This is a genomic window from Glaciecola sp. KUL10, assembly GCF_003203515.1.
Taxonomy (GTDB): Bacteria; Pseudomonadota; Gammaproteobacteria; order Enterobacterales; family Alteromonadaceae; genus Glaciecola.
Genome location: NZ_BGNG01000001.1, coordinates 263,526 through 289,942 on the forward strand (window position 1 = coordinate 263,526; position 26,417 = coordinate 289,942).

The following is a 26,417-nucleotide window of genomic DNA, read 5'->3' on the forward strand; positions in this document are numbered from 1 at the left end:
TTTTTATTTAGGCTATCGAATTATTTATTTGTTCAAGAACGTTTTGAGGTTGTTCAGCTAAGGTAATTGGACGACCGATCACCAAATAGTCTACGCCAGCGTTAACTGCTTCTTTTGGTGTTAACACTCGTTTTTGGTCTTGTTTATCAGCACCTTCAGGTCTTATCCCAGGTGTGACTAATTTAAAGTCAGGGTCAAGTAGACCTCTAAGCACTTTTGCTTCTTGTGCTGAACAGACTATGCCATCCAAACCTGCATCTTGTGTTAGCAAAGCAAGCTTCTGTACTTGCTCAATAATCGCTGTATCACCGATAACCTTATCTAACTGCTGTTGATCCATACTGGTAAGCACCGTGACTGCAGTTAATAGTGGACGCTTATCGCCAAATTCATTTAAAGCGGTCATTGCAGCTTTCATCATCATATCGCCGCCACTTGCGTGTACATTCACCATCCATACACCCAATTTTGCTGCAGCTACGCATGCTTTGGCGACAGTATTTGGGATATCGTGGAATTTAAGATCTAAAAACACATCAAAGCCTAATGCAACGACTTCTTTCACAAAATCAGGGCCAAGATAGGTAAACATTTCTTTGCCAATTTTTAACTTACATTTTTTCGGGTCAAGTTGATTGACCAAAGAAAAAGCATCTGACTTATTGTCAAAGTCTAAGGCAACAATGACGATGGGATCGGTGTGTTTATTCATAGTTTTGATTCTAATTTGCTAGCATTTAAATTGGTATTGAGTTGATGGTCTAGATTCTCTTCTACTCGCCGTCTAGCCCTTTAATCGGTTTAATGACAGACCATTTTTTACAAGATGGACAAAGCCAATGTAACTGTCTACCTGAGAATCCGCAGCTATGGCAACGATATTTTGGTCTTTGCGAAATTTGTTTATCTAGTAAACCTTGCAAGTGCTCAAGGCTTTTTTGAGCAGCTTGCCCGTCATAATTACTTTCGTATAAAGCTAACAAGCGTTTAAAACCACGCATAGTAGGATGTTTTTGTAACTGAGCAACCAAAATATCTATCGCTTCTTTTGTTTCGCCTTTTCTAGCGATTAATCCAACTTTTGCGATATAGGAAGATGCGCATTTTTGCCAATAGGGTTCGAGAAACTCTTCTAGTTGAACCCAACCATCAACTTTTGATGCACATTGTTCCAAATGCGGAATCGCTTCGCTTAACCAATCTAAGTCACGTTTTGGGACTTCTGAAAAATATTCAACTGCTTTTGCATATTCTTCTTTTTCGATGGATAACTTACCCAGTTCTAACCAGCCTCTTACTTGAGTGCCATCTATCACGACCGCTTTTTGAAGCAGTGTATTGGCTTTATCATACTCTTTGTCTTCTAGATGAAGCTTAGCTTGTTCACAATAAAAATGAGAGAGTAATAAGTATAAGTGTTGTTCTTTGGGTGTGACTTGAATGCTTCTACTAGCAAGCTCTATTGCTTTGTTCCATTCTTTAGTCACTTGATAAATATTAAATAGTTTCTTTTGTGCCAATTCAAAATGAGTTTCATTTTCGAGTAATTGGATAAAAACACCTTCGGCGCGTTCCAAAAATCCCGCTAATAAATAATCAGTGCCCAGTTCGACCAGCGCCAAGGCTTCTTGCCGACTGTTGATTTCATCACGGCTAATGAGGTTTTGATGGACACGAATTGCGCGGTCTAATTCGCCACGGTGCCTGAAGAAATTACCCATCGCAATATGAGTCTCGACGGTGTCGTTGTTCACACTTATCATCTTAATAAGCGTATCGACTGCCTTATCAGGTTCATCAGATAAGAGAAAATTTAAGCCTTTGTAATAGTGCTTAGAAAGAATAGACGACTGTTTACGCTGTGCTTTGCGAAGACTGTTGCGCCCCATCACCCACCCATAGGCTACGGCAACTGGAAGAGACAAGAATAACCATTCAAGCATAGGCTTAAGATTCTTTCGAGAGCTTTTTGATGCGATGCATAAGAATTTTATTATACATACGAGCAGATAAAAACTTGAACGACATAATAAGAAGGCCCAGCAATAAACCTATCGCTAAGTTAATTACCATAAACGTTGAAAGTCTAATTTCGGCTTTTGCGATAAGGTAATTGACGGTGATAAGTTGAGAGTTTTGTGACCCAATGACAATCGCGATAAATAATACTAACAATACTGCAATAAAAAGGATTATTCCTTTCATCCTTGGGCCTCAATAACTACTAAGTGGAATATTGGTTACAGGTCAACTCTGTCTCTGAGTTCTTTACCTGCTTTAAAATGCGGAACGTGTTTGCCTGTTAGTTCGACTTTGTCACCCGTTTTAGGATTTCTGCCTACTCTTGGCGCTCTATAGTGCAACGAAAAACTACCAAAACCACGTATTTCGATTCTGTCGCCTTTTTGAAGTGTCTGAGCCATTTGCTCTAGTAACTCTTTAATGGCTAATTCTAGTTCTTTACCTTGAAGGTGTTGAGCTTTTTCGCCTAAGCGTTCGATTAATTCAGATTTGGTCACAATAATCCCCTATAAAAAGAATGATAACAAGTAACCTGGTGGAGAATATAGGAGCGACGAAAATTCGTCGCTCCGAAAGGTTTTATTCGCCTTTAGCAGCTTTGAAAGCTTCTGCGAACGCGTTAGAGAAACCTGCTTCTTCGCCTTGATTGTTAACTTTATCGATCGCTTCTTTTTCGTCAGCTTGATCTTTAGCCTTAACAGACAAGTTTACTACGCGGTTCTTACGGTCAACGCCCATGAATTTAGCATCAATTGTTTCACCAACTGTTACTACTTCATTTGCATCTTCCACGCGGTCACGTGCTAAATCACCAATACGGATATAACCAACAACTTCTTCACCAAGTTGTACAGATACACCTTTAGCATCGGCCTCGATTACTGTTCCATTAACAATAGCACCTTTTTTGTTATCTGTCAGATACTTATTGAATGGGTCTTCTTCGATTTGCTTAACACCAAGAGAGATTCTTTCACGCTCTGGGTCGACTTGTAGAACAACTGCAGAGATTTCGTCGCCCTTCTTATAGTCGCGAACAGCTTCTTCGCCAGTCTTCTGCCATGAGATATCAGACAAGTGAACAAGACCGTCAATACCACCGTCAAGACCGATAAAGATACCGAAGTCTGTGATTGACTTGATCTTACCAGATACTTTGTCGCCTTTTTCGTGCGACTTAGCGAATGTTTCCCAAGGGTTATCGATGCACTGTTTAAGGCCTAGAGAAATACGACGACGTTCTTCGTCAATTTCAAGCACCATTACTTCAACAACATCACCTAAGTTAACCACTTTAGATGGGTGGATGTTTTTGTTTGTCCAATCCATTTCTGAAACGTGAACAAGACCTTCAACACCGTCTTCGATCTCTACGAAGCAACCGTAGTCAGTAAGGTTAGTCACTGCACCGCTTAGGCGAGCGCCTTCTGGGTAACGGTTAGCAATTTCTTGCCATGGATCGTTGCCCATTTGCTTCATACCAAGAGAAACACGAGACTTCTCTTTGTCGAACTTCAATACTTTAACATTGATTTCGTCACCAACATTTACGATTTCACTTGGGTGCTTAACGCGTTTCCAAGCCATATCTGTAATGTGTAGTAGACCGTCAACACCACCTAAGTCTACGAATGCACCGTAGTCTGTAAGGTTTTTAACGATACCTTTAACTTCATCACCTTCTTCAAGGTTAGAAAGTAACTGGTCACGTTCTGCACTGCTTTCCGCTTCGATAACTGCACGGCGAGAAACAACGACGTTATTACGCTTAGCATCAAGCTTAATAACTTTAAATTCTAATTCTTTACCTTCAAGGTGTACTGTTTCGCGAACAGGACGTACATCAACAAGTGAACCAGGTAAGAAAGCGCGAACTGTATTTACTTCAACAGTGAAACCGCCTTTAACTTTACCGTTAATAACACCTTTGATGGTTTCTTTCTCTTCGTATGCTTTTTCAAGCTCAACCCAAGCTTCATGACGCTTAGCTTTTTCGCGAGAAAGGATTGTTTCACCAAATCCATCTTCTACTGCATCTAGTGCTACATCAACAGAATCACCTACTTCGATTTCAAGTGAGCCGTCTAATGCGCGGAATTGGTCAACAGGAATTGCGCTTTCTGATTTAAGTCCGGCATCAACAAGTACGATGTCTTTGTCGATTGATACTACTGTACCTTTAACGATTGCGCCTGGACGAGTTTCAAGCTGTGTTAAGCTTTCTTCAAAAAGCTGTGCAAAATTTTCAGTCATATTAGAAATTATCTTAATTTAATCCGTAATTACATCCATTAGATCACGGGGTTGTTAGTAAAGCAGCTTTCATCCTGAAGGCTGTTATGGTTTAGATTTCACGGCTTAAGGAAAGACCTTTGAGTCTATAAAATCTTTTGCCTTTTCAACGACTTGCTCAATAGAAAGGTTTGTTGAATCTATTGTTAAGGCGTCACCAGCAGCGACTAAAGGAGCAACGCTTCGGTTAGCATCTCGCTCATCTCTAGCCTCTATGTCTGATAAAAGGCGCGATACTTTAACATCATGCCCCTTAGCTTTCAACTGATCGAAGCGACGTTGCGCGCGAGCTTCTGCGCTTGCCGTTAAGAATATCTTGGCATCGGCATTTGGGAAGACTACCGTCCCCATATCTCGACCATCCGCCACTAAGCCGGGTGCATCAGCAAATGCTCGTTGCCTGCGCAGTAATGCTTCTCTCACTGCTGGGATCGCCGCGACTTGAGAAGCAATAGCACCCACTTCTTCAGTACGGATATCATCGCTTACATCCTCGCCTTCAAGAATTACACGAATATCGCCGTTGCTCCCTTCAAAGGAAACGTCCAAGCCTGTTGCAAGCGGCACTAAGCCTAACTCGTCATTGGCATCAATTCCATGGTGTACAGAGGCCACCGCTAAAACGCGATAAATTGCACCACTGTCCAGAAAATGCCAATTTAAGTCATCGGCTAACTTAGCGCTAAGCGTACCTTTCCCTGCACCACTTGGCCCGTCGACAGTGACCACAAACGCGTTAGTCATATTTACTCCATAAATTTGGGCTAGTAAAAACGCCGCAATTATACGTACTTCATTTGACTATTCAATGACAAGCGTTAATAGAGTGTTAAACGTAAACAAGTATTTAAAAAAGAGTGGTAAGAAGTGTTAAGTCTCAATCAAATAACACACAATGATTAAGACTTAATATTTGATTTTAAATGAATTGATTATTCGACATTAGCGAGTGACTACTTCAAACGCTTCAAAAAACGTTGGGAATGTTTTGGCTGTGCATTTCGGGTCGTTTATTGTTACACCGCATGGTTTAAAACTGAGCAGTGCGAAACACATGGCCATTCGGTGATCGTTGTAGGTATCAATCGCTGCGTGTTTAACTTCGGAAGGCGGTGTTACTTCGATATAGTCGTGCCCTTCCTCTACTTCGGCACCCACTTTTTTGAGCTCTGTTGCCATTGCATGCAAACGGTCAGTTTCTTTGACTCGCCAATTGTAGACGTTTGATATACGCGTCTTGCCCTGAGCGAACAAGGCAGTGGTTGCTATTGTCATGGCCGCGTCAGGAATATGATTCATGTCCATATCTACGCCTTTTAAGGGCGCACTCGACACTTGAATGAAATCATCTCCCCACTCTACTTTTGCACCCATCGCTTCAAGCACATTAGCAAAAGCAGTGTCACCTTGGATTGATTTTTTACCTACCCCTGTGACCTTGACAGTGCCACCCGCAATTGCGCCTGCGGCCAAAAAGTAAGACGCTGATGAAGCATCGCCTTCCACTAAGAAGTTACCGGGAGATTTATAGACTTGGTTGGCTGGTATTACAAACGATTGGTATTCATTGTTTGTCACATCAACGCCAAAACTAGCCATCGTTTTTAAGGTGATATCGATGTATGGCTTAGATACCAATTCACCCACAATATTTATGGTTACTTCGTGCTCGAGCAAGGGAGCGGCCATCAAGATAGCCGTCAAAAATTGGCTTGATACACTTCCGTCGATATTAAAAGTATTGGTTGCAAGCTGCGCCCCTTTGATCGCCAATGGTGGAAAGCCACTATTTTTTAAATATTGAATATCTGCACCATTATTGATTAGCTCATCAGCAAGATCACCAATGGGTCGTTCTTCCATTCTTGGCTCGCCGGTTAATTCAACATCGACATCTGAAAACGCGAGCGCCGCGCATAATGGACGCATCGCTGTGCCGGCATTACCTAAAAATAATGTGGGCTTTTTATCGCTTGAAAATTTCCCGCCTAAGCCAACAACCTTACACGTCTTTGCAGCTGTATTAAGTTCATAGTCAACACCAAGCTGTTTAAGTGCGGTCAGCATATGCTGAATATCTTCGCTATCGAGTAAATTTGTTAATGTGGTCGTGCCTTGTGCTAGGGCCGCTAATAAAAGCGCACGATTGGAAAGGCTCTTTGATCCGGGGACATTAATCTCGCCGTCAGCGAGCGTCTTATGACTTAAAAATAAAGATTCCATGCTTAGCCTTTTGTCCTTTCAAACTCTTTCATAAACTCAATTAACGCTTTTACACCTTCGATAGGCATGGCGTTATAAATACTTGCTCTCATTCCACCTACTGCACGATGACCTTTAAGTGCTGCCAACCCGGCTGAATTAGATTCTTGCAAGAAGATCGGGTCAAGTACCTTGGCATGTGCTAGTGAGAAAGTAACATTCATTTTTGAACGATTAGGCACGGCTACTTTATTTGCATAGAAATCAGATTGATCGATAAAGTTGTATAACAAATCAGCTTTTTGTTTGTTTTGCGCTTCTATTGCCGCTATTCCACCTTTACCTTTGAGCCATTTGAAAACTAGACCAGCAAGATACCAAGAGAATGTTGGCGGGGTATTCACCATAGAGTCTGCATTTGCTTGCAGCTCGTAATTAAAAATAGAAGGAGCATCTGGTCGGGCTTTACCCAGTAGGTCATTATTAATGATGACCAAGGTTAAGCCAGAGGGGCCAATGTTTTTCTGCGCGCCAGCATATAAAATACCGTAATCTTCAACGTTGATTTGTTTAGATAAAATATTTGATGACATATCCGCAACTAGTGGCACTCCACCTGTTTGAGGAACCCAGTCGATCTCAATTCCTTCAACTGTCTCATTTGGACAATATTGAAAGTAAGCAGCATTTGGATTGATCTCCCAATCCTTTTGTTCAGGCACATAAACCAAGCCATTTTCGTCTGTCTCAGTGGACGCAACGATGTTGGTTTTTGTAAACTTTTGCGCTTCTTTTTCAGCAGATATTGACCATTGACCAGTCACTAAATGTTCACTGAGATCACCCGCTTTCGAGATATTTAACGGTACAGTTGAAAATTGTCCTCTACCGCCACCATGCATAAATAAAACGCTATAGTTGGCAGGTACACCCAGTAGATCTCTTAAATCTTGCTCAGCTTGTTCCGCAACTTCTATAAAAGGCTTACCTCGGTGGCTAATTTCCATCACCGAAGTGCCGAGTCCATTCCAGTTAAGCAATTCTTTTTGTGCTTGTTCAAGCACCTCGTGTGGCAACATTGCAGGGCCAGCACTAAAATTAAACACTTGTTGCATTGTTTCTCTCTAAATAAAACAAGCGGCAAAAGCCGCTTGTTAAAGAAATGATTTTAAGCGCTTATTTAAATAATAAGTGCTCTATAACAACGATTTATTCGTCGTTGTTATCATCTTCTTCAGGCTTTACATCAGTAGCTGCATCAGCTACCGGCGATTGCTCATTGATTGCTTCCGAATTTTCACCCGCTTCTTCGGCAAGTTCCTCTTCTTCGATTTCATCAATTCGCTGCAGGCCGACGACGTGTTCGCCTTCGACCGTTCTGATCAGTCTCACACCTTGGGTGTTACGACCTACTGTCGATACTTCTGATGCTCTTGTGCGAACAAGTGTTCCTTGGTCGCTTATGAGCATAATTTCTTTACTTTCATCCACTTGTATTGCGCCAACAACTAAACCGTTGCGTTCCGATACTTTGATTGAAACAACACCTTTAGTTGCACGCGATTTAGCTGGGTATTCACCGATTGGAGTACGTTTACCATAACCATTTTCAGTTGCTGTAAGTACATCACCTTCGTCTTTAGGTACGATAAGAGATACAACTTTTTCATTTTCCATTAGGCGTATACCACGAACGCCTGTTGCCGTGCGTCCCATTGGTCTAACTTGGTCTTCACTAAAGCGAACGACTTTACCCGCGTCAGAAAATAGCATTATTTCACTTTCACCGTCGGTTAAGTCAACACCAATAAGTTCATTGCCATCATTGAGGTTAACAGCGATGATACCGTTAGCTCTCGGTCTTGAATACTGGGTCAACTCAGTCTTTTTAACAGTACCGTTTGTGGTTGCCATAAACACATATTTACCTGCTTCGAACTCTTGAATAGGCAATATCGCAGTGATACGTTCATCTTCTTCTAATGGAAGTATATTAACGATTGGACGACCTCTTGCATTTCGGCTCGCAAGTGGCAATTGGTATACTTTTAACCAGTACAAACGCCCTCTCGTCGAGAAACAAAGTATGTGGTCATGCGTATTGGCAACAAGTAATTTTTCGATGAAATCTTCGTTTTTCATCTTGGTTGCTGATTTACCTTTACCGCCTCGACGTTGCGCCTCGTAATCTGAGAGTTTTTGATACTTTACATAACCTTCGCGAGATAAAGTCACCACGACTTCTTCTCTTTCGATCAGGTCTTCAATATCAATATCATGCGACGCTGCCGTGATTTCTGTGCGTCTTTCGTCACCAAATTCCTCACGCACTTTTTCAAGCTCTTCGGTGATTAATTCCATTAGTCTCTCAGAGCTACTCAATATGTAAAGCAACTCAGCGATCAAATCAATCAATGCACGATATTCATCGATAATTTTATCGTGTTCAAGACCCGTTAATTTGTTTAGTCTTAAATCCAATATGGCTTGTGCTTGTTCTTCAGTTAAGAAGTATTCGCCATCGCGAATGCCATATTCTGGTGCTAACCAATCAGGTCGCGCTGCATCATTACCTGCTCGTTCAAGCATTTCGGCCACATCACCTAGCGCCCAACCTTTGGCGATTAGTGATTGTTTGGCATCAGACGGACTCTTTGAGTTTTTAATTAGTTCAATGATTGGGTCGATGTTAGCTAGCGCAATTGCGAGACCTTCTAATATATGTGCTCTGTCGCGCGCTTTTTTCAATTCAAACACTGTGCGTCGTGTAACCACTTCGCGTCTATGTAGAATGAACTTTTCTAAAATTTCTTTGAGGTTGAATAAGCGAGGTTGCGTATTGTCAAGCGCAACCATATTAATACCAAATACTGTTTGTAGTTGCGTATTTGCGTATAAATGATTGAGAAGCACTTCTGCTGATTCATTGCGTTTGACTTCAATAACGATACGCATACCGTCTTTATCAGATTCGTCACGAAGCGCTGATATACCTTCAATACGCTTCTCTTTGACTAGCTCAGCAATCTTTTCTATGAGTCTTGCTTTGTTAACTTGGTACGGAATCTCGTGGACAATAATGGTTTCTTTACCATTGTCTTCGACTTCTATTTCGGCGCGGGCGCGCAAGTAAATCTTTCCACGGCCTGTTTTATAAGCATCAATAATGCCTTTTCTACCGCTGATTAATGCCGCAGTTGGGAAGTCTGGGCCAGGTATGAATTCTAAAAGCTCTTCTATAGTGATATCTGGATTTTTAATGACCTCGATACAACCATTGATCACCTCGGTTAAATTATGAGGTGGAATGTTCGTTGCCATACCAACCGCAATACCAGACGAACCATTAACAAGTAAATTAGGCACTTTAGTGGGTAAGACTTCAGGAATGTGTTCTGTACCGTCGTAGTTAGGAACAAAATCAACCGTTTCTTTATCTAGATCAGCGAGTAGTTCGTGTGCAATTTTTGCCATACGCACTTCGGTATAACGCATCGCGGCTGCTGAATCACCATCAACAGAACCAAAGTTACCTTGACCATCAACCAGCATGTAACGCAAAGAAAATGGCTGTGCCATTCTAACAATCGTGTCGTAAACAGCTGAATCACCATGTGGGTGATATTTACCAATCACATCACCGACAACGCGTGCCGATTTTTTATAAGGTTTATTAAAGTCGTTTTTAAGTTCGTTCATTGCGAACAAAACGCGTCGATGTACTGGTTTTAAACCGTCTCTAACATCGGGAAGCGCACGTCCTACAATGACGCTCATAGCGTAGTCTAAGTAGGAGTTTTTTAGTTCGTCTTCGATGTTAATCGGCAGGATTTCTTTAGCGTTATCAGTCATAAACTGCACTGTCCTTTATTTCTTTTAGGAGTGTGTGTTGCTGATTTTATTCATTCGAGTAATGAAGCTTAATCTGCTATCCACCATCCACTTGTTATTGTGAGCCTAAAGTTGGCGAATAGATATTAGCATTATGACTGTCGAATATGTAGTTGTATGTCATAATATTTATGTAAAAATACAACTGCTTATAAAAGCATCAGTTTTAATAAAAAGAAGGTGTTAGCTCTTGAATAATGTTGATAGCCAAGAAATCGAAAAGTTTTCCTCTCTTGCTTCAAAATGGTGGGACTTAGAAGGCGAATTTAAACCGCTTCATCAAATTAACCCCCTACGCGTTGGTTACATTGAAGAAAAGGTCGATGGTGTTTTTGGAAAACGGATTTTAGATGTTGGTTGTGGTGGTGGCATATTGGCAGAAGCGCTGGCGGCGAAAGGCGCAACAGTAACCGGTTTAGATATGGCGTTTGATTCTTTAGAGGTTGCAAAATTGCATGGGCTCGAATCTGGCATCAAAGTAGACTATGTGCTCTCTACAACTGAAGAATTTGCGCAACAGCATCCAGCTAGTTTTGATATTGTCACATGCATGGAAATGCTGGAACACGTTCCTGATCCTGCATCTATTGTTGAAGCGTGTGCGAAGTTAGTTAAACCGGGAGGCCATGTGATTTTTTCAACGCTTAATCGCAACCCGAAGTCTTGGTTAATGGCTATTCTTGCTGCCGAATACATTCTGAATCTTGTGCCTAAAGGAACACATCAGCACGATAAGTTTATTAAGCCTTCTGAGCTATTAAACGCTATAGAATCAACAAGCTTAATTGCAAAAGATATAATCGGACTACACTTAAACCCGCTAAAGCAGAACTACTATTTATCTAATAAAAATGTAGACGTAAATTACTTCGTTTATTGCAAGGCATAAAAGATAAGATATAACAGCGATATTTTTGATTAAATTTGTTTCTGCATAAAAACAAAGCAAATATCTTCTGTAGACGTTTGTTGTTGTACCTAAAATAATTTCAATAAGATATCGCTTATTTTCTTAAATCGTTTTGTAATTAGTACAGCTTTTTTAGTCCTAATTAGTTTATATTTTTTTTGCCCTAATTTGCGCAAAAAGCGATCTGTTCAATTGTTATTCAAGCTAACTATTTAAGAGATTGTTGGCGATAGTCTTTACTAACACTGTTTAAGTTTTGTTCCATGATTGTGCAAAGCAAGCGACCCAACCACTACATGTTGGGTTGCATGTTAGCCAAAACCCCTTTATCTTGTATTTACTCATCAAGGCATGCAGTCATGCTTAGTTCAGCCAAATCAAATCGCGCTTTAAACTACCGGTAAATGCTTAGTGAGTTTAGGGGAAGTCAAATCACAATTATAACAAAGCCCGTGTAAACAATGGGCGTTGATAAAGAGCGACAATATAAAAATGAATAGCACTCTTTTAGTTAGCAAACGCAACGGCGTTCAAGAGCCACTAGAACTAGATAAAATTCACCAAGTAGTTACATGGGCAGCCAAAGACTTAGATGACGTTTCAGTGTCACAAGTCGAAATCAATGCTCAGATACAGTTTTACAACGGTATCAAAACAGAAGAAATTCACGAAACATTGATCAAATCTGCCGCTGATTTAATCTCAACTGAAGCTCCCGATTATCAATACTTAGCTGCTCGCCTTGCGATTTTCCATTTGCGCAAAAAAGCATACGGTCAATTTGAGCCACCTGCACTAATCGACCACGTTAAAAAGTTGGTTGCTGCTGGAAAGTATGACGAACATTTATTAGCAGATTATAGCGAAGAAGAATTTGCCCAAATGGACGAATTTATCGACCACTGGCGTGATATGAACTTCAGTTACGCAGCAGTTAAGCAGCTCGAAGGAAAATACTTGGTTCAAAACAGAGTCACGGGTGAGATTTACGAAAGTGCTCAGTTTTTATATGTGTTAGTTGCTGCTTGCTTATTTGCAAAATATCCAAAAGACACGCGATTAGATTACATCAAGCGTTTTTATGACGCAGCATCAACGTTTAAGCTTTCGTTGCCTACCCCAATTATGGCCGGTGTCAGAACCCCTACTCGTCAATTTAGTTCTTGTGTACTAATTGAAACAGGCGACAGCCTAGACTCAATTAATGCAACAGCTAGTGCAATAGTGAAGTATGTCAGCCAAAGAGCTGGTATAGGCGTAAATGCCGGTAGAATTCGTGCCTTAGGCAGTCCAATTAGAGGCGGCGAAGCATTTCACACAGGTTGTATACCTTTTTATAAGTACTTTCAGACTGCTGTTAAAAGCTGCTCGCAAGGTGGTGTTCGCGGCGGTGCGGCGACATTGTTTTATCCTTTGTGGCACTTAGAGGTTGAATCTCTTTTAGTTTTGAAAAATAACCGTGGCGTCGAAGAAAACCGCGTGAGACATTTAGATTACGGTGTACAGTTCAACAAACTTATGTACACGCGTATGATCAAAGACGATTACATTTCTTTGTTCAGTCCATCAGACGTACCAGGACTATACGATGCGTTCTTTGCAGATCAAGATGAATTTGAGCGTCTATATGTTCAATACGAAAACGATGAAAGCATTCGTAAAAAGCGCGTTAAAGCGATAGAGCTTTTCAGTGCATTTATGCAAGAGCGTGCTAATACAGGCCGTATTTATTTGCAGAATGTCGACCACTGCAATACTCATAGTCCATTTAACCCTAAATATGCGCCGGTTCGCCAAAGCAACTTGTGTTTAGAAATTGCACTACCAACTAAGCCATTGAGCCACGTCAATGATGAAGAAGGGGAAATTGCACTTTGCACACTGTCGGCGTTTAACCTTGGTGAAATTAAAAGCTTGGACGAATTTGAAGAGCTTGCTGAATTATCAGTGCGTTCATTAGATAGCCTTTTAGATTATCAAGACTACCCTGTTCCAGCTGCGTACAACGCGACTATGGGGCGCAGAACACTTGGTGTCGGCGTTATTAACTTTGCTTATTACCTTGCCAAAAATGGTGTGAAATACTCAGATCATTCAGCTAATGCACTTGTGCACAAGACCTTTGAAGCAATGCAATACTATCTATTAAAAGCTTCAAACAACTTGGCTAAAGAAAAAGGCGCTTGCCCTAAGTTTAATGAAACCACATATGCTCAAGGAATCATGCCTGTCGATAGCTATAAAAAAGACGTCGATAAGATATGCGCAGAGCCTTTGCATTACGATTGGGATAATTTACGTAAAGAAATCGTAGAGCATGGTTTACGAAACAGCACCCTATCGGCACTTATGCCGTCAGAAACATCATCTCAGATATCAAATGCTACAAATGGTATTGAACCACCACGTGGACATATTAGTATCAAGGCAAGTAAGGATGGTGTGCTAAAACAAGTTGTTCCAGATTATAAAAATTTAAAGGAACAGTATGAATTATTGTGGGATATAGATGCTAACGATGGTTACTTACAACTAGTGGCTATCATGCAAAAATTTATTGACCAAACAATATCTGCTAACACTAGCTACGATCCTAGCAAGTATGAAGGTAACAAAGTGCCAATGAAGTTGTTATTAAAAGATTTACTAACGACTTATAAATTGGGCATAAAAACACTTTATTACCACAATACACGTGATGGTGCTTCTGACGCTGCTGCGGCACAAGAAGCAAAACAGAGTGAAAAACAACCATCGCGCGCGCAAGAAGTAGTAATAGAAGAAGATGACGATTGTGCAGGCGGCGCTTGTAAAATCTAGTCACCACGATTAACCAGTAGATATAAAAGCGAAGATTTATGAAGTATACAACGTTCAATCAAGAACCAAACGATACAATGAAAGAACCCATGTTTTTCGGGAACCCGGTAAACGTGGCGCGCTATGATCAACAGAAACACCCAATATTTGAAAAGTTAATCGAAAAACAAATATCGTTTTTTTGGCGTCCAGAAGAAGTTGATGTCAGTAAAGACAGGCTTGATTTTCAAAAGTTAAGTGCGGCTGAAAAGCATATCTTCACTTCTAATTTGAAATATCAAACCCTGCTAGATTCAGTTCAAGGTAGAAGCCCAAATATTGCGTTTCTTCCGATTATTTCATTGCCGGAATTAGAGACATGGGTAGAAACTTGGTCGTTTTTTGAAACGATTCACTCTCGTTCTTACACGCACATTTTAAGAAACTTATTTTCAGACCCTTCAGAAGTCTTTGATGACATAGTGGTTAATGCCGAAATTCAAAAACGTGCAAGTGATATATCGTCTTACTATGATGACCTGATTTTTGCTACTCAACTTTGGCAAACCCTTGGTGAAGGTGAGCATACTGTAAACGGTGAAACGCATGTGATTACCATGCGCGAGCTTAAGAAAAAGCTCTACCTTTGCATGAATTCGGTAAACGCACTAGAGGCCATTCGTTTCTATGTTTCGTTTGCATGTACATTCGCATTTGCTGAAAGAGAACTAATGGAAGGAAACTCTAAAATTATTCGTTTAATCTCTAGAGACGAAAATATCCATTTAACCTCAACCCAACACATTCTAAACTTGTGGGCGAAAGGCAAAGACGACCCAGAAATGGCCGAGATAGCAGAAGAATGTCATGAAGAAGCCAAACAAATTTTCTTGAAAGCCGTTGAACAAGAAAAAGAATGGGCGCATTACCTGTTCAAAAACGGCTCGATGTTAGGTTTAAACGAACAAATCTTGTCTCAATACGTTGAATACATTGCTAATCATCGTATGGCTGCAATTGGCATGGGACAACCTTTTGATGTGAAAAGTAATCCACTTCCATGGATGAATAACTATCTTAACTCAGACAACGTGCAAGTCGCGCCTCAAGAGACAGAGATATCTTCATACTTAGTCGGCCAAATTGATAGTGAAGTTGGTTCAGATGAATTTGAGGAATTTGAGTTGTAGAGCGGCGCTCTCGATTTTCGAATAGTACAGTGACTACAAAAGACTCAAAAAATATAGAGGTGGCAGTTAATACTGGCACCTCTTTTTATTTTAATGAAGAAGATACTCTATTGATTGCGCTAGAAAAGCAAAATATTGAAGTGCATTATCATTGCCGCGAAGGATATTGCGGCGCTTGTCGTACAAAATTAAAAAGCGGTTCAGTTGAGTACACCACCGACCCACTCGCTTTTATTGATGATGATGAAATACTGCCTTGTTGTTGTATACCAACAGGGAATATTGAAATAGAATTATATTAGTCAGGATTGATATTTACTGTATGACCTTGGCTGTAAAGACCAACATGACCTAACAAAAAAGGCCAACATATTAATGTTGGCCTTTTCGTTTTAGTTTGATTCACTTTGAATGATTTAACTTAAAGCGTTAATCCGATTCTACTGGCAACCTCGATATAAGACTCAACTACCGAACCTAAACCCTGTCTAAAGCGGTCTTTGTCTAGCTTTTTACGCGTTTCTTTATCCCATAAGCGACAACCGTCTGGCGTAAATTCATCGCCTAACACAATATCACCGTTTACATCGACGCCAAACTCCAATTTAAAATCGACCAGTAACATACCGCCTTTATCAAACAACTCAGACAATACTTTATTAACTGAAAAAGTCAGGCGTTTCATTTCGGCGATTTGTGCCTGATCGGCCCAACCAAATGATTCGATGTGGTATTCGTTTACCATCGGATCGTGTAAGGCATCATTCTTTAAAAAGAATTCAAAAGTAGGTGGGGATAATTCAATGCCCTCCTCTACTCCTAGCCTACGGCACATAGAGCCAGCAGCAAAGTTACGCACAACACATTCAACAGGAATCATGTCTAGTTTTTTAACCAATGACTCGGTATCACTGATCAAGCTTTCTACTTGCGTTTTAATACCTGCCTCTTCCAGCTTTGACATGATAAAGTGGTTGAACTTGTTGTTCACCTCACCTTTTCGATCTAGCTGTTCAATTTTTTCGCCATCAAAAGCTGATGTATCATTTCGAAAATGAAGAATTAATTTGTTTTCATCGTCAGTATGAAAGACGGTTTTAGCTTTACCGCGGTAAAGCTCTTGTTGCTTTTGCATGCATTTATCCTAGCTTTTAAATGTCGAGATCTTCTGTTGCCATATACTCTGAAAATAGACTATAAATTTGTGTAACTGTGTCAACGCTTAAGGCATTGCTTTCATTATCGAGGAAAGTAACAGCTGTTTGCGCACCAAGTGATTCAACCTTTAGGCGATATTCATCTTTGTCGAGGCCTAAGTCTTGCGTTGAATTGAAAATAGAATCAAACCAAGAGTCATCTGTTCCGTTGAATTGAACAAACAACAAACCACTTGATTGATCTAAGTCTTTAACGTCAAAGCCCATCTTCTTAAGTACTAACAACAATCGAGGCCAAGTGTTTGCATAAATAGCCTCAACCACTAATGCTGGTTCCCCATCACTATCAAACCCTAAGTTTGTATTAAAGCCACGTCTAATTTTCGCGATTCGTTTTGACTGCTCTAAACGAATACCGAAATCATATTCAGCAATAACTTGGTTTAAAAAGCTTGTTGAATCATTGCGCAAACTCAACTCATCAGCGTTAGCTAACACACTGTTGCCATTGTTATCCAACAGCTCGACGAGTTGTGTTGAAAGTGCAGCTGAACGACCATGAGGAGCGACATTTAAATTAAACTGATATTTACGCACATCTTTTTGTTCAACACTCGAAAAGTCTAACCAACCGCCATCAACTTCTTCAGTACTAATAACCCAATCAGTTACCAAAATATTATTTTCTTTATCGAAGTTATCAACGCCTATGTTTTGCTTCTCTAGAAAAGCTAGTACAGTATTCCAAATGGTTTGCTGCAAAGGTTCGTCATCATTCACTTGATCAAATAATACCTTTGCATCCTCTGAGCCTTCTTCAACATGTGAACCGCTTACAAGAGGTAAAACAAGCCGAGGAGATGTCACCTTTAATTTTTGGCCATAAAGCGTATTTTCTGACTCAGTATTCAGCGAAGGTAACGCGTACCTATTTGAAAAGTTGGGGTTTTCCAAGTCTTCTGGTATTTCGATCACGTTATATTGTGAGGCTTCTAAGTATTGAAAACTGCCTGAAGCTAACTCACGCTCTTCCTTTGAAGCACAACCCGCAAGCGCAATACACGTAACACTCAAGGCAACTACTTTATTCTTCATAAACTCTCTAACTTATTATTTTTAATGCCTGTAAAGCTTGTTCGATTGCATTTTTATTATTTAGTTCAGCCTGCACCATTGGTAAACGTAAAAATGCATTTTTCATCATTTTCATTTTATAAAGCGCCCATTTTGGCATGACTGGGTTAGGCTCAATAAATAGTAAATCATGCAATGCACTTATTTCCTTATCTATTTCGCGAGCTAACGCCAAGTCACCTTTAGCAGCAGCCTCGGTCATTTTAGCCATTTGTTTAGGTACCACATTAGCAGTCACAGATATAACCCCATCACCACCTAAGCACAAAAATTCGCAACCTGTTACATCATCACCGCTCAATATGACGAAGTCGTCAGGTACTAGCGATTTAGTTTCTGTAAAACGGCGTAAATCGCCCGTCGCATCTTTTATGCCGACGATTCTATCATGTTTAGCCAGTTCGGCGACAGTACTAGATTGCATATCAGCCACTGTTCTGCCTGGAACGTTATACAATAGAACAGGCAAAGGCGTTGAATCAGCGATAGCTTCAAAGTGCGCGATCATGCCGCGTTGTTGGGGTTTATTATAATAAGGAACAACACTTAAAAAACCATCTATCTTTGACTTCGCTATTTCTTGGCTTAACTCAATGGCTTCAGAGGTTGAGTTGGCACCGCTGCCAGCAATAATTTTGATTCTGCCAGCCGCATATTCGATAGTTTTTTTGATAACGAGAATATGTTCTTCAAAGGGTAGTGTCGCCGATTCTCCTGTGGTACCTACCGATACAATCCCATGAGTACCACTACTAATATGGAACTCGACAAGACTTCTTAATGATTCAAAATCTATCGAACCGTCTTCAAACATTGGTGTAACCAATGCAACATAACTTCCTTTGAACATTTTTCCCCCTCAAAATAAGGGGTCTCATGTTAGTGATCAGAACGATTAAAAACAACCTCAAACATCACGAAACTAATAATTTTATTTATAATAATTGAATTTCACTTATATCGAGATGCCCACTACTATTTAGCTATGTTAATATGCTGAAAAACGAATGGCTTTTAGGTTGAGATGAAGCAACAACTTATCGTAAATATATTAGGTACAGATAAACTTGGAATACTCAGTGAGATTAGTGCGTGCGTGAATGATATTTGCTGCAACATACTTGATAGCCGACACGCTATTTATGGCACTGATTTTTCACTGTCAATGATAGTAGAAGGCACCCAAAGTGCAATTTCTAAACTTGAAATGCATTTGTCCACACTGTGTATGCAACATGATCTCCTATCTATGATGAAACGTACAAGCGACCATCATAAACAAAATCTTGACCGGTTAATTCATTTCGAATTTACGGGCGTTGATGCTTCAGGAATTCTAAGAAAAGTCACTACATTTTTAAGTGCTCAAGGCGTTAGTGTTAGCGCGTTACGTCAAAAAACATACGTAAATAAATTGGACCGAATCGAAAACTTAAAGTGTAAAATGGTGTTGAGTGCACCAAAAGACTTGGATCTCAATCAATTTGATGAGGCTGTAAAAGAACTTCTGGGTTCCTTATGTTTAACTGGCAAGATAACCCATCATGATTTAAAGGAAGAAAATGAACACATTGAAAGTTGGTGATACAGCTCCTAATTTTGAGTTACTTAATCAAGATAATGAAATCGTTAAATTGTCGAATTTTAAAGGCAAAAAGGTAATCGTATATTTTTATCCTAAAGCGATGACACCAGGCTGTACCATTCAGGCTCAAGGTCTGCGCGACAGCAAAAGTGAATTAGACGAAAGTAATGCCGTTGTTTTGGGTATTAGCCCCGATGCGGTAAAAAGACTACCCAAATTTATTGAAAAAGAGTCATTAAATTTCACACTATTATCGGATGAAGACCACAGTGTCGCGGAGGCCTTTGGCGTATGGGGATTAAAGAAATTTATGGGTAAGGAATATGACGGTATACACCGCATCACTTTTATTATTGATGAAGATGGAAAAATAGTTAAGGTGCTTAATAAATTTAAAACGAAAGAACACCACAACGTTGTGTTAGAAGCACTAAGTTCCTAAACTAGATTATCAACATTACTGGCTTGGTACTTCGGGTGGAGACCAAGCCGTGATAACTGCTTTTACTAAAGTAGCCAGTGGTATAGCAAAGAATACTCCCCAAAATCCAAACATACCACCAAATAATAAAACAGCGATAATAATGTATAATGGATGCAAGCTGACTGCTTCTGAAAACAAAATTGGCACTAGCAAGTTTCCATCGAGCGCTTGAATAACACCGTAAACGAGCATTACATACCAAAATTCAGAGCTGACTCCAAATTGAAATAATGCGACAACAGCAACCGGAATGGTAACCACTGCTGCACCGATATACGGAATCAATACTGACAACCCAACTAAAACCCCTAACAAGAGCGAGTATCTTAAATCCATTAGTGTGAAAGAAAGCGATGTTACGCTTCCAATAATCAAAATTTCGATTGCTTTGCCCCGAATATAGTTCGCTATTTGCAAATTCATTTCTTCACCTACTTGTGTGATAAGTCGGCGTTCCTTGGGCAAAATTGAGGAAATACTTTTTAAAAATATTTCTTTGTCTTTCAACATAAAAAAGACCATTAATGGGACTAGCACGCTGTAAATAAGCAATGCGCCTAAAGTACCCAAAGAGTGAAAAGAAACGCTGATGAGTTGTTCTCCAATCTCAACGATACGCTCATTGACGCCTGACATCATATTCTGAATATAACTAACCTCAATGACATCAGGGTATCTAGTTGGAAGGCTTGCGATCCAGTCTTGTGCTGAATCCCAGATCAAGGGTAACTCCTGAACAAGATTAACACTTTGCTTTGATACAATGGGTACGATGCCAATTAGAGTTAAAATTGAAAAGCACACAAACAAACCAAGTGTGATTATTGTTGCCAAGCTTCTATTCAAACCTCGTGCAGCTAGACGACTCACTGGCCAATCTAGCAAATAGGCAATCACAGCGGCCACAATGACGGGCATTAAGATGCCCCCCCATACCAATAAAATAAGCGATGAAAACAGAATTAAAAGCAACAACATCATGGCATTAGGATCAGAAAACTTGCGTTTATACCACTTGTCGAAAACTCCAAACATATTGCGCATCACTCCTTTTAAACTTTTAATGATTCGTATGCGTTATTAAACATAAAATGTTATAAATATTAAGAAATAATAGAAACTAAGCAGTAAACTGCCTGTCTATTAGCAGTATACAAGTTTTATCGGCAATTTAGGGTGATATTCTCAACACATGCTTAAAATAAATTTATCTAAGTGGGCCATAGTAGTTATTTGCGCCACAATCCCCTTATTAGCTACCAGTCAAAGTGTTAGTGACAATCGAAATCAATTACCTGAAATAGGCGTGGTGGCATCAGATGTACTGACTATAGATAGAGAAGTACAGATTGGTAAAATTGTGATGAAACAGCTCCGAGGGCAAGCTCCTATTATTCACGATCCTGTATTGGAGGAGTACATCCAAGACTTGGGTAACCGCCTTGTCTCTCAAGCAGATAATGCAAAGTTTCCATTTAAGTTTTTTATGATCAATAACCCAGTTATTAATGCATTTGCATTTTATGGTGGTCATATTGGTATTCATTCGGGATTAGTAACAACGGCAGACACAGAAAGTGAGTTGGCGTCTGTGCTAGGGCACGAAGTCGCTCACGTTACCCAACGTCACTTAGCAAGAGCCGCTCAAGCTCAACAGAGGAGTGCCCCGTTGCAGATCGCTTCTCTCATAGGCGGCATTTTATTGGCTATGGTAGACCCTAATGCTGGCATGGCCGCAGTAAGTTTAGGCCAAGCAAGCTCCGCACAGTCAAGCATCAACTACACGAGAAGTATGGAGCAAGAGGCTGACAATATTGGTATCAATATACTCGCTCGAGCTGGGTTTGATCCAAAAGGAGCGCCAGCTTTTTTCGGAAAGCTAGCGTCTCAGTCTAGGAGCCAATTAGCTAATGAAACATCATTTTTACGCACTCACCCCTTGCCAGAATCAAGAATCTCAGAAACAAGAGCCAGAGCGGCTACTTATCGTGATGTTTACCTGCCAACCAGCCTCCCTTTTCAACTAGCGAAAGCACGCATTAAAGCGAGATACGAGTCTAACCCAGAGAACAACCTTGCGTATTTCAATCAGCAATATAAAAGTACTAATGAAGTAATTAAACAAGCGGCTTTGTATGGTATTGCCATTAGTTATTTTGAGTTAGAAGAATATGGACAAGCAGAGGAAGCCCTGCGCCCTTTGCTTAGTGCCGATAGGGATAATTTATTTTATCTAGACGTCATGACTGATATCTACATTAAACAAAATAAACCTGGAAGAGCAGTTGAGCTTCTTACGCCTCTTTGGACTTTAAAGCCACAAAACAAGGTGCTGGCATTAAATTTGGCAAATGCATTGATTTATAATCAACAACAAGAAAAAGCTATTTCAATTTTAAGAGATTTATTACTAGTTGATAACGAGCATTTCTTATCTTATTCGTTGTTGATTGATGCCTACGCTCAGACTCAACAAAAAAAGGAAATGCATCAAGCAAGTGCCGAACGTTTTGCGCTCATATTAGCGTACCCCCTTGCCATCAATGAACTGCAGTTTGCTTACAACCAAGTCGAAGGGGATTACTTGGAAAAACAAAGAATCAAAGCCAGAATCGAACAGTTTAGAGTGGCTCAGGCAAACTTGACTAGGAATTAGTGAATTTAGATTGCTCCTTTTTAATGGCTTCCAATAGTGATTCAGCTTTTTGTTCACCCAATAACTGCCCGGCAATGCTCCCATCAGGGCGCAACAAAAACGTGGCTGGCAAATATTGTGGGGCCTCAAAAGGTAACGGTGATTTGACTTCATCTATGAGTGAGTATCTGATGTCATATTTGTCTTTTAGCAAAGAAAGCTCGTGAGTTTGCAACTTATCAAAACTAATACCGTATAAACTTATAGATTCATTTTTAGTGAGTTGTTGAAATTTGTTTAATTCAGGAATTTCACGAAGGCAAGGTGCACACCATTCTGCAAAGTAGTTTACGACTACCCATTCGCCTTTATGATCGGCGAGTTGTAGCTTTGAACCATCCAGAGTTGTAAAATCGTATGCATTAAGTTGGCGTAGGAAAATGCCAGCAGTAATAGCAGCAATACTCAATAACGTGATTAATAAGTATTTTTTCAAGAAACAACCTCATAATAAGTTTAACGGGATATAACAGTATAATGTCGGAAATTAAGATTTATCACAATCCAAGATGTAGCAAAAGTCGACAAGCATTAGCCTTGTTAGAAAGTAAAGGAAATTTTCAAGTCGTAGAATACCTTAAGTTAGGCTTATCCAAAGAGACAGTTAAGCAGCTTTTTGAGCTTTTGAATATTCCTTCAGCCCATGAAATGATTCGTCCCAAAGAGACCGAATTTAAACTTGCAGGCTTGAGCAAATCATCAACAAATGATGAAATTTTTGATGCGCTGGTTGAATATCCTAAATTATTAGAGAGGCCACTGGTGGTTTATGGTGACTCTGCTGTAATCGCAAGACCGCCAGAAAAATTAACAGCTTTCTTTTCTTCATGATTATCATAAAAAGACAGCTTAACCTTTATAGTAACAAACAAAGAGATTGAGATATGAGTGCAAAACAAAACATGAGCCCTTTTGTGAAAAAAATGCGTTGGCTTGCATTGATTAGCCACGTTGCGCTTATCGTTTGGATGGCTGTTTGGTATTTTGGTCTGTCAAACATACGCGATTATTCAACGACCTTTATTTTTTTGGTTTATATATTGCCACTTCTCTTTCCATTAAAAGGCATAGTGCAAGGAAAACCTTACACCCATGCATGGACAAGTTTTATTGTTTTGTTGTACTTTTTGCACGCTATCACGGTCATATATGCAGAACCATCGCAGATTCTATACGCCTCTATTGAATTGGCTTTAGCGGTTTCGCTATTTACAGGCTGTTCAGTTTATGCTCGTTTACGTGGGCAGGAGCTTGGTATAGGTCTAAAAAAACTTAGCGTGGTGATGGCCGAAGAGAAAAAACGATTTGAAGGATGAAGCTATGAAATACTTTTTTTTACTACCTGTCACAATGGTTTTAACTGCATGTGGCGGTTCTGGTTCATCCGAGAATACAGGAAGAGATCCCCTTCCTCCGCCTGTTACCACGCCAGATGTTGCCGAATTAGAGGCCCTTACAAGCCAATCAGGCTTATCTTTATATGGTGATAGCTCGATAACGAGTTTTGATTCTGTTGGCTTTGCGATTACAGCTGATAATGCAGAAATAGCATCAATTAGCTGGACTCAAGTTTCCGGACCGTCATTACAAATTCTATCCAATCGCTCACAAACAATTGGGTTTGATGTACCACAAGCTGGTGACTATATGTTGCGAGCGTCAGTAACGCTTGAAGGGGCAAATGCTCCTATCACAATGGAGCACTCGTTTACTGCAGCGGAGTCTGTACAAGCGAACGCAAACGTGAGGCTAGATCATTCAGTGGTGGAACGAGGAAGCGTATCTTTGCGCGTTAATTCGTCACTAGATTTAGAACAAAGCACTATAAGTTGGGAGCAAATTGCTGGCCCTGAAGTTTTAGATTTTACGCCTCAAGAAGATGATTTATTTTTTGACGTGCCTGAGGTTGATCGAGACCGAGTCGTCCAAATAAGAGTAACGGTTACATCACCAAGTGGACAGGTTCAATCTGATGACTCCTTCATTACGATTGATAATACTGTGATAAATGAAAACGGCTATTTCCCTGATAATCAACAGGTCGTTAGCACTGACATGTTTGTTTTTAATGATGATTCTCCTTTTAAAAACGCGGTAGAAGACTGTGTTTACAATAATGTTTTGGATCGAACATGTACATTTGAAACCCTTCCATTAATAGGCCAGACTACCAGTACACCTACGATTGAAGATATCTTAGATCGAACCTTAGTGTCTCATGAGTGGATGGGCGAACGGTTCAAGCAATATCTTGAAAGCTCTGCAGCTGGCCCTGACATGCTTAATTTGCTTAGAGGTGTAACTGCAGTTGTAATTTCATATGATGTGCGCCCCTCGTTTTATTGGGTTGCAACTGGTGCTATTTACCTTGACGCGGATAACTTTTGGGTGACACCGAATGAGCGAGATACGCTAAACGAAGCGCCCGACTTTAGAGCGAATTTTGGTAATGATTTGAATTTTATCATTCCTTGGCGTTACGTTAAAAACAATGAATATTATCCAGCAGGTATTTACCCAAGTGAACAGAGAGGAATGAGAACGTTTGAAGACTTAGAGGCTGATATATCGTGGTTGATGTATCACGAATTGGGCCACGCAAATGACTTTTTCCCACCAAACACGTGGAATACCTTCTCGCAGTCTTCAGATCCGCTAACAGAATTTAGGCAGAACGGGACAAACTCAGACATTTTGGATCGTTCTTTTCCTTTGCGCTCTGATGAAATGCATGCGTTAGCAGACGTGCGATTTGCTGGTGTTGACGCCAATGATGTACAGAAAACATATAACGGTGATGATTTGATTCCATTTTTTGAACCAGATATCTCACCTGCATTTTATTCTTATCTGAATGAGAGAGAAGATTTCGCAACCCTTTTTGAACGCTTTATGATGAAGTATCGACTGGATGCAAGTGCAGACGTTGCTCTAATTACGCGAGAAGACAATCCAAATTTTATCGTTTCTTGGGGACAACGAGACCGTTTTAATCATGCGGACATCCAAGCGAGAGTAAGATTTGCAGTTGAAAATGTGCTTCCTGAAGTAGGCGATGTAGAAGCAATACAAGCTAGCCTTCCGGCGCCTGTTTTAATGAATTCCTCACTCTCTTGGTTTGATAACTTAGTACTAGGCCAATCAAACAGTAATTCAGTGTCTGCCTTATCAAGTAGTACCCAAAACAATATCGAAGTCAGCGATCAAATTAGAGAGTTTAGAGAACAAGAGCTTCAAGGTCTACATCAAGACGAGTTCAAGTTACCAAGCCAATAATTAGATACACATAATACACATAATTCACTTCATTCCATGCAGGTGCTATATATTTAGTACCTGTTTTACAAAGGGAACCGTAAGCTTCCTTTTGCTTTCTAGTGACTTACGGTCAAGTAGGTTAATGATTTCAATTTGCTTTGCCATGTTGCGACTAAGCCTAGTTACTAAGAAGTTGACGACTTCATCGCTTGCTTCCAGCCCCTTTCCCGCGAGCTTTTGTCTCATAAACAACTTATTTTTATCATCATTGAGCGGCGCTAATTTAAAAACTGTTCCCCATGATAATCGCGAAACCAAATCTGGCAAACTCAAACCAATTGATGCTGGCGAATGAGTTGCACTAATAATTACTTTACAATAATGCTCAGGATTGGCGATAGATTGATTCTTTTCAATTACTTTATTTAATAAATCGAAGATAGCTATTTGCCAAGTCAAATCATCTTTGACAACGTGTATGTTATCAATACAAATGAGGTCTTTTTGCTGGGCTTCGAGAATGACACTGGCTGGAAATTGATGAAGCATTTTTAGGTCAAAATATGCATGGGATGAATTGTTTTCACTCGCATATTGGCAACTTGCGTATAGCAAATGTGATTTACCAGCACTTTGCAAGCTATGTAAGAGACAAAATGGAATACTATTTGTTGAAAGGCCTTCTTGATCTCCATTGATAAAGCTCGTTAAAAATTCAACGACTAACGAGTTATCATCTGCGATAAATGAATCAAAACTTTGGTCTTCAGAAAACCAAACGGGTAAAGCTAACTGCAA

The 26,417-nt window shown here is 40.1% G+C and carries 25 protein-coding genes; 10 read left to right on the forward strand and 15 right to left on the reverse strand.

Annotated features, from left to right (window positions below):
• Nucleotides 1–7: 7 nt before the first annotated feature.
• From pyrF to gyrA, 9 genes are all read right to left on the reverse strand, one after another.
• On the reverse strand, nucleotides 8–712 hold the full coding sequence (pyrF, locus tag KUL10_RS01275) for an orotidine-5'-phosphate decarboxylase (protein ID WP_110427100.1): 705 nt from the start codon (nucleotides 710–712) through the stop codon (nucleotides 8–10).
• 61 nt (nucleotides 713–773) lie between these two features.
• Nucleotides 774–1,943 (reverse strand): lipopolysaccharide assembly protein LapB, encoded by a 1,170-nt coding sequence (gene lapB, locus KUL10_RS01280; protein ID WP_110427101.1) that lies wholly within the window; start codon nucleotides 1,941–1,943, stop codon nucleotides 774–776.
• Between the two features lie 4 nt (nucleotides 1,944–1,947).
• Nucleotides 1,948–2,205 carry a lipopolysaccharide assembly protein LapA domain-containing protein gene (locus tag KUL10_RS01285; RefSeq protein ID WP_110427102.1) on the reverse strand — a complete coding sequence of 86 codons (258 nt, stop codon included), beginning with the start codon at nucleotides 2,203–2,205 and terminating at the stop codon, nucleotides 1,948–1,950.
• A gap of 35 nt (nucleotides 2,206–2,240) precedes the next feature.
• Nucleotides 2,241–2,519, reverse strand: a complete 279-nt coding sequence (gene ihfB, locus KUL10_RS01290) for an integration host factor subunit beta (RefSeq protein WP_110427103.1) — start codon at nucleotides 2,517–2,519, stop codon at nucleotides 2,241–2,243.
• 82 nt (nucleotides 2,520–2,601) lie between these two features.
• Nucleotides 2,602–4,275: a 30S ribosomal protein S1 gene (gene rpsA / locus KUL10_RS01295; protein ID WP_110427104.1), complete on the reverse strand. Its 1,674-nt coding sequence runs from the start codon at nucleotides 4,273–4,275 to the stop codon at nucleotides 2,602–2,604.
• Nucleotides 4,276–4,380: 105 nt separating this feature from the next.
• Nucleotides 4,381–5,058, reverse strand: a complete 678-nt coding sequence (cmk, locus tag KUL10_RS01300) for a (d)CMP kinase (RefSeq protein ID WP_110427105.1) — start codon at nucleotides 5,056–5,058, stop codon at nucleotides 4,381–4,383.
• Between the two features lie 198 nt (nucleotides 5,059–5,256).
• Entirely contained in the window at nucleotides 5,257–6,537 is a 1,281-nt protein-coding gene (aroA, locus tag KUL10_RS01305; RefSeq protein ID WP_110427106.1) for a 3-phosphoshikimate 1-carboxyvinyltransferase, read from the reverse strand.
• Nucleotides 6,538–6,539: 2 nt separating this feature from the next.
• Nucleotides 6,540–7,631 (reverse strand): 3-phosphoserine/phosphohydroxythreonine transaminase, encoded by a 1,092-nt coding sequence (gene serC, locus KUL10_RS01310; RefSeq protein ID WP_110427107.1) that lies wholly within the window; start codon nucleotides 7,629–7,631, stop codon nucleotides 6,540–6,542.
• 94 nt (nucleotides 7,632–7,725) lie between these two features.
• Nucleotides 7,726–10,368 (reverse strand): DNA topoisomerase (ATP-hydrolyzing) subunit A, encoded by a 2,643-nt coding sequence (gene gyrA / locus KUL10_RS01315; protein WP_110427108.1) that lies wholly within the window; start codon nucleotides 10,366–10,368, stop codon nucleotides 7,726–7,728.
• 229 nt (nucleotides 10,369–10,597) lie between these two features.
• On the opposite strand from gyrA, the gene ubiG reads away from it, so the two are divergent.
• From ubiG to yfaE, 4 genes are all read left to right on the forward strand, one after another.
• Nucleotides 10,598–11,296 carry a bifunctional 2-polyprenyl-6-hydroxyphenol methylase/3-demethylubiquinol 3-O-methyltransferase UbiG gene (gene ubiG, locus KUL10_RS01320; RefSeq protein ID WP_110427109.1) on the forward strand — a complete coding sequence of 233 codons (699 nt, stop codon included), beginning with the start codon at nucleotides 10,598–10,600 and terminating at the stop codon, nucleotides 11,294–11,296.
• A 513-nt stretch (nucleotides 11,297–11,809) separates the two neighbouring features.
• Nucleotides 11,810–14,137, forward strand: coding sequence for a class 1a ribonucleoside-diphosphate reductase subunit alpha (nrdA, locus tag KUL10_RS01325; protein ID WP_110427110.1), 2,328 nt, complete (start codon nucleotides 11,810–11,812; stop codon nucleotides 14,135–14,137).
• Nucleotides 14,138–14,175: 38 nt separating this feature from the next.
• Nucleotides 14,176–15,306 (forward strand): class Ia ribonucleoside-diphosphate reductase subunit beta, encoded by a 1,131-nt coding sequence (gene nrdB, locus KUL10_RS01330; protein WP_110427111.1) that lies wholly within the window; start codon nucleotides 14,176–14,178, stop codon nucleotides 15,304–15,306.
• A 53-nt stretch (nucleotides 15,307–15,359) separates the two neighbouring features.
• Nucleotides 15,360–15,608, forward strand: a complete 249-nt coding sequence (gene yfaE / locus KUL10_RS01335) for a class I ribonucleotide reductase maintenance protein YfaE (protein WP_110427572.1) — start codon at nucleotides 15,360–15,362, stop codon at nucleotides 15,606–15,608.
• 119 nt (nucleotides 15,609–15,727) lie between these two features.
• Here yfaE and purC read toward each other — a convergent pair whose 3' ends face one another.
• The 3 genes from purC to dapA are packed head-to-tail and all read right to left on the reverse strand — an operon-like array spanning nucleotide 15,728 to nucleotide 18,447.
• On the reverse strand, nucleotides 15,728–16,441 hold the full coding sequence (gene purC, locus KUL10_RS01340; protein ID WP_110427112.1) for a phosphoribosylaminoimidazolesuccinocarboxamide synthase: 714 nt from the start codon (nucleotides 16,439–16,441) through the stop codon (nucleotides 15,728–15,730).
• 16 nt (nucleotides 16,442–16,457) lie between these two features.
• Entirely contained in the window at nucleotides 16,458–17,558 is a 1,101-nt protein-coding gene (gene bamC, locus KUL10_RS01345) for an outer membrane protein assembly factor BamC (protein WP_110427113.1), read from the reverse strand.
• Nucleotides 17,559–17,565: 7 nt separating this feature from the next.
• Entirely contained in the window at nucleotides 17,566–18,447 is an 882-nt protein-coding gene (gene dapA, locus KUL10_RS01350) for a 4-hydroxy-tetrahydrodipicolinate synthase (protein ID WP_110427114.1), read from the reverse strand.
• A 174-nt stretch (nucleotides 18,448–18,621) separates the two neighbouring features.
• Between dapA and KUL10_RS01355 the strand changes: the two genes are divergently transcribed.
• Both KUL10_RS01355 and bcp read left to right on the forward strand, forming a co-directional pair.
• Nucleotides 18,622–19,182, forward strand: a complete 561-nt coding sequence (locus KUL10_RS01355; RefSeq protein WP_110427115.1) for a glycine cleavage system protein R — start codon at nucleotides 18,622–18,624, stop codon at nucleotides 19,180–19,182.
• Nucleotides 19,160–19,624, forward strand: coding sequence for a thioredoxin-dependent thiol peroxidase (gene bcp, locus KUL10_RS01360; protein ID WP_110427116.1), 465 nt, complete (start codon nucleotides 19,160–19,162; stop codon nucleotides 19,622–19,624). Before KUL10_RS01355 ends, bcp begins: the two co-directional genes overlap by 23 nt.
• Before the next feature lie 15 nt (nucleotides 19,625–19,639).
• Here bcp and KUL10_RS01365 read toward each other — a convergent pair whose 3' ends face one another.
• Nucleotides 19,640–20,701 carry an AI-2E family transporter gene (locus KUL10_RS01365; protein ID WP_110427573.1) on the reverse strand — a complete coding sequence of 354 codons (1,062 nt, stop codon included), beginning with the start codon at nucleotides 20,699–20,701 and terminating at the stop codon, nucleotides 19,640–19,642.
• 157 nt (nucleotides 20,702–20,858) lie between these two features.
• Between KUL10_RS01365 and KUL10_RS01370 the strand changes: the two genes are divergently transcribed.
• A complete protein-coding gene (locus KUL10_RS01370) occupies nucleotides 20,859–22,322 on the forward strand; it encodes a M48 family metalloprotease (protein WP_110427117.1) in 1,464 nt (487 codons plus the stop codon).
• Here KUL10_RS01370 and KUL10_RS01375 read toward each other — a convergent pair.
• The gene (locus KUL10_RS01375) at nucleotides 22,312–22,797 is read right to left on the reverse strand and encodes a TlpA disulfide reductase family protein (protein ID WP_110427118.1); all 486 of its coding nucleotides are present in this window, start codon (nucleotides 22,795–22,797) and stop codon (nucleotides 22,312–22,314) included. The genes KUL10_RS01370 and KUL10_RS01375 overlap by 11 nt on opposite strands.
• A 41-nt stretch (nucleotides 22,798–22,838) precedes the next feature.
• On the opposite strand from KUL10_RS01375, the gene arsC reads away from it, so the two are divergent.
• The 3 genes from arsC to KUL10_RS01390 are packed head-to-tail and all read left to right on the forward strand — an operon-like array spanning nucleotide 22,839 to nucleotide 25,637.
• Entirely contained in the window at nucleotides 22,839–23,192 is a 354-nt protein-coding gene (arsC, locus tag KUL10_RS01380; RefSeq protein ID WP_110427119.1) for an arsenate reductase (glutaredoxin), read from the forward strand.
• A gap of 53 nt (nucleotides 23,193–23,245) precedes the next feature.
• Entirely contained in the window at nucleotides 23,246–23,677 is a 432-nt protein-coding gene (locus KUL10_RS01385) for a DUF2069 domain-containing protein (protein WP_233499661.1), read from the forward strand.
• 4 nt (nucleotides 23,678–23,681) lie between these two features.
• Complete coding sequence (locus tag KUL10_RS01390) at nucleotides 23,682–25,637, forward strand: hypothetical protein (protein ID WP_110427120.1); 1,956 nt, start codon at nucleotides 23,682–23,684, stop codon at nucleotides 25,635–25,637.
• A gap of 45 nt (nucleotides 25,638–25,682) precedes the next feature.
• Here KUL10_RS01390 and hda read toward each other — a convergent pair whose 3' ends face one another.
• Nucleotides 25,683–26,417, reverse strand: a complete 735-nt coding sequence (gene hda, locus KUL10_RS01395) for a DnaA regulatory inactivator Hda (RefSeq protein ID WP_110427121.1) — start codon at nucleotides 26,415–26,417, stop codon at nucleotides 25,683–25,685.